Annotated in this window: 5 protein-coding genes and 1 pseudogene; 3 read left to right on the top strand and 3 right to left on the bottom strand. The window is 51.3% G+C overall.

What is annotated here, in order from left to right; translation table 11 throughout:
* Window positions 1–125: pseudogene (locus tag KB557_RS09525) on the bottom strand (30S ribosomal protein S4); the annotation flags it as partial.
* 50 nt (window positions 126–175) lie between these two features.
* Between KB557_RS09525 and yidD the strand changes: the two are divergent.
* From yidD to KB557_RS09510, 3 genes are all read left to right on the top strand, one after another.
* Complete coding sequence (gene yidD, locus KB557_RS09520) at window positions 176–457, top strand: membrane protein insertion efficiency factor YidD (RefSeq protein WP_399218946.1); 282 nt, start codon at window positions 176–178, stop codon at window positions 455–457.
* A complete protein-coding gene (locus KB557_RS09515) occupies window positions 454–699 on the top strand; it encodes a glutaredoxin family protein (RefSeq protein WP_255133615.1) in 246 nt (81 codons plus the stop codon). The genes yidD and KB557_RS09515 overlap by 4 nt, the downstream gene beginning before the upstream one ends.
* A gap of 65 nt (window positions 700–764) precedes the next feature.
* On the top strand, window positions 765–2,240 hold the full coding sequence (locus tag KB557_RS09510) for a UDP-N-acetylmuramoyl-L-alanyl-D-glutamate--2,6-diaminopimelate ligase (RefSeq protein WP_255133617.1): 1,476 nt from the start codon (window positions 765–767) through the stop codon (window positions 2,238–2,240).
* On the opposite strand, the gene KB557_RS09505 is transcribed toward KB557_RS09510, so the two are convergent.
* Together KB557_RS09505 and KB557_RS09500 are read right to left on the bottom strand one after the other, a co-directional pair.
* On the bottom strand, window positions 2,237–2,554 hold the full coding sequence (locus KB557_RS09505; RefSeq protein ID WP_255133613.1) for a hypothetical protein: 318 nt from the start codon (window positions 2,552–2,554) through the stop codon (window positions 2,237–2,239). The two genes, KB557_RS09510 and KB557_RS09505, sit on opposite strands and share 4 nt — an antisense overlap.
* A 33-nt stretch (window positions 2,555–2,587) precedes the next feature.
* Window positions 2,588–3,727, bottom strand: a complete 1,140-nt coding sequence (locus tag KB557_RS09500; protein ID WP_255133611.1) for an aminotransferase class V-fold PLP-dependent enzyme — start codon at window positions 3,725–3,727, stop codon at window positions 2,588–2,590.
* Window positions 3,728–3,840 lie beyond the last annotated feature (113 nt).

The following is a 3,840-nucleotide window of genomic DNA, read 5'->3' as shown; positions in this document are numbered from 1 at the left end:
CGCTTGCGACGGGCTTGGCCGTGCTGACCTGGTGGATAAGCCCGCTTAGCAGACTTACGGGTGAGACCGGGAAGGTCCCCCAAGCGCCGCGTCACCCTTAATCGAGCACCGCGGTAACGAGACATAAATGAAAAAACCGTCAGGATGGAGTTTGAAAAGTAATCGCCTCACATCGGTGTGTAAGGAAACAACAGATCGATCCAAAATCTTACCCCCAAGCGGGTTGCCTCGATTTGCCCCGATTAGTTGGTTGCTGTTGGCATTAATCAGGTTTTATCAGATCTTGATCTCTCCCCTGCTCGGTCCGCCCCGTTGCCGTTTTATCCCCAGTTGCAGCGGCTATGCCCGCGAAGCGATTGAACGCCATGGTGCCTGGCGTGGTTGCTGGCTAAGTTTGAAGCGTTTATTGCGCTGCCATCCCTTCTCTGAGGGTGGTTTTGATCCAGTGCCGGAATGAAACTTACCTTGCTTACCCGTAAAAATTGTTGTTTATGTAGTGGCTTGGAAGAACGTTTGCGTCAGCTGCAAAATCCTCCTGAACTGGAGCTGCTTGATGTGGATTCCAGCCCCGAATTACAAGCAAAATACGGCTATGAAGTGCCGCTCGTTTACCTAGATGGTTGCCTCTTGCCTAGGGTTCCGCCCCGCTTGCAGGGGGAGCGCTTAGCCGCGTGGCTGCAAAAACAACAAAACAGCTGAGAATTAACGTAATACAAACCATTAGGCCGAATTCCATGGCTGCCCCTACCCCTGAGGCTGTACCAATGGGACGGTTGCATCAACTATTACGTGACGCCGGGCTCAGTGTTCCGAGCGGGTTGCCGGACCCTTTAATTACAGATGTGACCTGTGATTCAAGGCGAGTTGCAGCGGGAACCCTATTTGTTGGGTTACCGGGTGAAAAGGTGGATGGCGGTACTTTTTGGCGTGCTGCCCTGCAAGGAGGCGCCACTGCAGCGGTGATAGGCCCTGGCGCTGCAGAGCAGGATCCCCTGTCGCCAGGTGAACCTGTTTTGGTGGTGGCTGATCCTGTGGCCCAGGTGGCCGGTCGTATTGCTTCTGCTTTCTGGGGGGAGCCGAGTAACCAGCTGGCATTGATTGGCGTAACTGGCACCAACGGCAAAACCACCACCAGTTTTCTGATTGAACATCTAGCAAGCCAGGCCGGTTTAACTACAGCCTTATTTGGCACCCTTGCAAATCGCTGGCCCGGTTGCAACATCAAAGCAACCCACACCACACCGTTTGCTGATCAGCTGCAAGCTCAATTAGCAGCAGCGCTCACAGCCGGAACAAAGTTGGCTGCCATGGAAGTGAGTTCCCATGCATTGCATCAACATCGGGTGGCGGGTTGCAGATTTAGCGGAGCAATTTTTACAAATCTCAGCCAGGATCACCTCGATTACCACCCAAGCCTTGAAGCTTATTTTGAAGCTAAGGCTTGTTTGTTTGAGCCAGCTTATTTAAAAGGGCTTGCAGTAATTAATAGCGACGACCCCTACGGAAGACGCTTGGCCGCTCGTTTAACCAGCCGCTGTTGGCGCAGTTCTCTTGACGATTCAAGCGCCGAAATGTTTATGGATGGGCTGCATTTTAGTGCTAACGGCGTAGAAGGAATGCTGCATACACCGCAAGGTAAGGCAATATTTAATTCACCACTTGTTGGCCGCTTTAATCTAATGAATCTGCTCCAGGCGTTGGGGCTTCTGTTGCAGCAAGGTGTTGAACTAGATCAACTATTGCAGGGGTTGCAAAGCTTCAAAGGCGTACCTGGCCGCATGGAACGGGTGCCCAATAAACCCGGCCAACCCTCGGTATTGGTGGACTATGCCCATACTCCTGATGGCTTAGAAAATGCCCTTACTGCCTGCCGTCCTTTTGTGCAAGGCCGCTTGATTTGTTTGTTTGGCTGTGGTGGTGATCGCGATCGCGGTAAACGACCTTTGATGGGAGAAGTTGCTGCGCGATTAGCAGATCAAGTGCTGCTTACTTCAGATAATCCCCGCACAGAAGATCCCCAACAAATTTTTAATGATGTATTACAAGGTATTCCAGCCGGCAGTAACTTACAGCTAGAGCCAGATCGCCATCTAGCAATTGCGCAAGCAATTAGGCTTGGAACAAGCGGTGATTTGGTGTTGATTGCTGGTAAAGGGCATGAAGATTACCAGATTTTGGGTAATCAAAAAATTCACTTTAGTGATCAAGAAGAAGCGCGCCGTTGTTTAGAAGGTATTTAAGAAGCTAATTCCAATTCTCCGGCATCATTTTCATCTACTAATGCATCAGCAACATATTCAATTAACCGAAGCAGTGCTTGGTTGTTGCCACTGCGAATTTCTATAAACATCTCTTCAATGTGGGAGGTGGGTAAGCCTGTTTCCACCAAAATCCTCACCACCCGAAAATTTGCATCTAATCGCTCAGGGTTCAGAGCGGCAACTACGGTTTCCTCCGCTAGGGCAAAAGCATTAAACAAAAGTATTTCAGGATCATCACTGGGCTCTACCACCGAGAGCGGATGCAAAAAGCTGGCCTTTGCCTCGTGCAGCATGGGATTTCCCCCAAGTGGCGCAACCTTACCCCCTCAACCGCCTTTGCAAATGTTTGCTAGGTGCTGAATTAACAGATCAATTTCAGTTTCTGTGCTGGTTATGTGGGTACAAGCCCGCAGGCAAACGGGATTATCAAGGCTCCGCAATTGAAATCCGCTGTTCGCTAGGGAATCAACCAACTGATTTGGATCTTGATTAGCCACTTGAAAACTTATTAGACCGCTCGAGGGCGGCCCTTCCTGCAGTAGTGGCTCAACGCCAGGGATTTGCTGCAGGCCATGCCATAGCCGACTACTGAGCTCGCAGATACGCTCTTGGCGCTGGCTGGCATTGCCGCAATCCTGCAGCAGTTGCAGTGATTGGCGTAGCCCTGCCCCCAGCGGAATGCAACTGGTGGCAACTTCAAATTTCCTTGCATCTTTATGCCAATTGCTGCTGGCTTCAGTTTCATTACTAAGGCTGCGCCACCCGATCAAGGTGGGGCTTGCTTCTGAAAGAACTCGCTCTGAAAGCACCACCGCCCCTAATCCTTCAGGGCCGCAGCACCATTTATGGCCAGTGAATGCATAAATATCTGCCTGATTAGCGGCATCATCTAGATCAAGGCTGCCCACTGATTGGGCGCCATCTACCAATAGCCAAGGTTTTTTTTGATGCCGTTGCAGTGCTTGCGCTACTGCTGCAATCGGCATGGTGATTCCTGTATTCCAGAGCAAATGAGAAAGCACCACAAGGCGGGTGCGTTCTTGTAAGCCGTTTTCAAGTGCTTTAAGTAGCTGGCTGTTGCTACGCACTTTCTGCACATCAAAGCAGTCGATTACCAAGCCTTGGCGCCGCGCCAGTTCTTTGCAGGCGGCAACTATGCCCGGATGTTCGGCGCTGCTGATTAAAAGCCGATCACCAGTCTCAAATGGCAGCCCCCAAAGGGGCAAAACGCAGCCGCTACTAACGTTTTCGGTAAGAGCTAAGCGATGTGGCGCTACCCCACATAAAAGGCTAAGGGCCTTGCGTAAGGCTGAAAGCTCGAGGTTTAGCCAAGGCCACACATCACGGCCGAAAGGGCCAAGCTGCTGCAGCTTTTGCCAGCAACTCACCATCGCCTCAAGGGAGGTATTGGGGAGAGGGCCCTGGCCGCCGTAATTGAAATAATGCTTACCTGCTAGAGCAGGCATTTGCTGCCGCAAATTGAGGCTCAAGGCTTTAGAGCACCTGACCTACAGCCACTGCAGCAACAGCGGAAAAAACAGTGATGCCAAGAGCTGTAAGTGGCGATTGACCCTGGGCT

The sequence above is a fragment of the Synechococcus sp. Cruz CV12-2-Slac-r genome, assembly GCF_024346075.1.
In the GTDB taxonomy this organism is placed as follows: domain Bacteria; phylum Cyanobacteriota; class Cyanobacteriia; order PCC-6307; family Cyanobiaceae; genus Synechococcus_D.
This window is presented reverse-complemented; position numbering and strand designations above follow the sequence as displayed.

Bases quoted from the DNA above. Each gene is read 5' to 3' on its own strand.
- KB557_RS09515 (WP_255133615.1), top strand. From the start codon at position 454: ATGAAACTTACCTTGCTTACCCGTAAAAATTGTTGTTTATGTAGTGGC.
- KB557_RS09510 (WP_255133617.1), top strand. From the start codon at position 765: ATGGGACGGTTGCATCAACTATTACGTGACGCCGGGCTCAGTGTTCCG.
- KB557_RS09505 (WP_255133613.1), bottom strand. From the start codon at position 2,554: ATGCTGCACGAGGCAAAGGCCAGCTTTTTGCATCCGCTCTCGGTGGTA.
- KB557_RS09500 (WP_255133611.1), bottom strand. From the start codon at position 3,727: ATGCCTGCTCTAGCAGGTAAGCATTATTTCAATTACGGCGGCCAGGGC.